This is a genomic window from Proteiniclasticum sp. C24MP, assembly GCF_043951855.1.
Classification (GTDB): Bacteria; Bacillota; Clostridia; order Clostridiales; family Clostridiaceae; genus Proteiniclasticum.
In genome coordinates this window covers 1-1,801 of sequence record NZ_JBINJW010000059.1, presented here as the reverse complement: position 1 = coordinate 1,801, position 1,801 = coordinate 1, and the positions used below count along the sequence as shown (strand labels likewise).

Here is a 1,801-nt window from a genome sequence, read left to right as displayed (position 1 = left end):
CCCGAGTTTGACAGTTGTAAGAAGCATAAACAGCTAGAAACACCTTAAGACAAGGGTTCTAGCTGTTTTTTGCATTTTATTCTTGTTGTACACACATATTACTTTCCATATTTTTTCAGAGCTTCCAATGGAACATATTGGCGGTTCCACTTTTTCTCAAGGATTTCATTGATTCCCAGAAAATCATCGTTTCCGAAGACCTCCCAATATCCTTGTTCCATTGGGCGGCACTGCGCACTTTGCAGTGCCGCCTGAATTCTTTCAGGGCTGAATTGTCCATTCAGTCTCTGTTCCAACAAGCGCATGATTGTTAAGGAGATGAAGCATACCAGAAAGTGTGCATCAATATGAGGTCGTGTCCAGACATATATTGGACGGGCATCAAAGGTTGTCTTCATAACTTTGAAACAGTCTTCAATGCGGCTTAGTGAGCGGTAGCTGGTCAGCATCTCCTCATCACTCATTTCTGTCTCACTGGTAATCAGGACGCTGATACCGTCAAACTGCTCGTCAAATGCAATTTGATCCTCATCGATGGAAATATGAGGCGTGAGCCTCTTGATTTCTCCAGTTTCTTCGTCCAAACTTTCCACCTCTAAGTACCGTTTTCCACCTTTTTTCATGGTCAGTCGGAACCTCTCTCCTGCAGTCAGTTTTTCTGCATATTCCACCGACTTCCTGCGACGGACTTTCTCGCGAAAGTCGTATTTCTGATTCCAAGTTACAAGTATCTTCTCAGTGATCTCTTTCTTGTTTAGAATTCTTTTGCGAATCATAGACTTTTTGGCGAAGGTTTCTTGCTCATTTGCGATCCAGCCTTCAGGGTCTAGAGCGAATTCCTGGATATCTTTAGGGGCACCACGCGTACCGCGGACTTTCTGGCTGAACAGATAACCGTCGTTCTTTTGGAGTGTTTCTGATATATTGTTCTTGCTGTTCATCCCCTTATCCGCTACGACAACGATTCTTTCGATGCCGAACTGCTTCTTAATCTGCTCTACAGCAGGGAGATATGTTTTAACGTCAACACAATTTCCGGGGAACAGCCGGTAGGCGATAGGGATTCCATTGGTGTCCATGAACAGTCCCATCTGGACAATCGGATTGGGACGTTTTTCCTTGCTGGGTCCACGTTTTCGAAATGCGGGGATTGACTCCCCGTCCATTTCGAGGGGCTCATCATCCAGATCCGTTTCAAAATAGTAGTTCGTCACATCATAGAACACCAATGCACCCGTTCGTCCGACACTGCTGGTGACGGAGTGGTGTATCTGCAGCTGAATCTCCTCACTGAGCAGGCTGAACGTATCCAGGGAACGGTAGACGTCCTTTGGGGTGAGGTTAAAGTCGCCGAACAGTACTCCTTGGGACTGCACACTTCTCCATTTGCTTTGAGGATCCAGAATTCTCATCGCCGTCAGAAGCCGCAAGGCTTCGTTTAAGTCGATTTTAGATTTTGTTCCTTTTCGATGACGACTGAGAACCTTGTCGATTCCCAGGCTTCGGTAGATTTCATCTACCAGCAGCCAGCCATAGTTCTGGAGTGGGTTCGAGATTTTTTTCTTCAGATCGAGGGTCAGTGAAAGGGTTTCCGGTTCCGGTTGATACTTTCCTGCCTTGACGTCCTCCTTAAGTTCCGTGAGATAATTTGGATTTCCGGCTTCCAGATCCTTCAGCTTTCCCAAAGATTTGATGGTCCTGTGTTTCACCTTGTCTTTGTCGCGATAACCTTCCACAATTGAAACATATTGTGTGCCTTCGCGGTTTTTTATTACTTTTACAAACATACTTTATTATACCA

1 protein-coding gene is annotated in these 1,801 nt (G+C 45.4%); it reads right to left on the bottom strand.

Translation table 11 applies throughout. From position 1 onward, the window contains the following. Window positions 1-98: 98 nt before the first annotated feature. Window positions 99-1,787 (bottom strand): IS1634 family transposase, encoded by a 1,689-nt coding sequence (locus tag ACHAL6_RS15510; protein ID WP_395271556.1) that lies wholly within the window; start codon window positions 1,785-1,787, stop codon window positions 99-101. Window positions 1,788-1,801 lie beyond the last annotated feature (14 nt).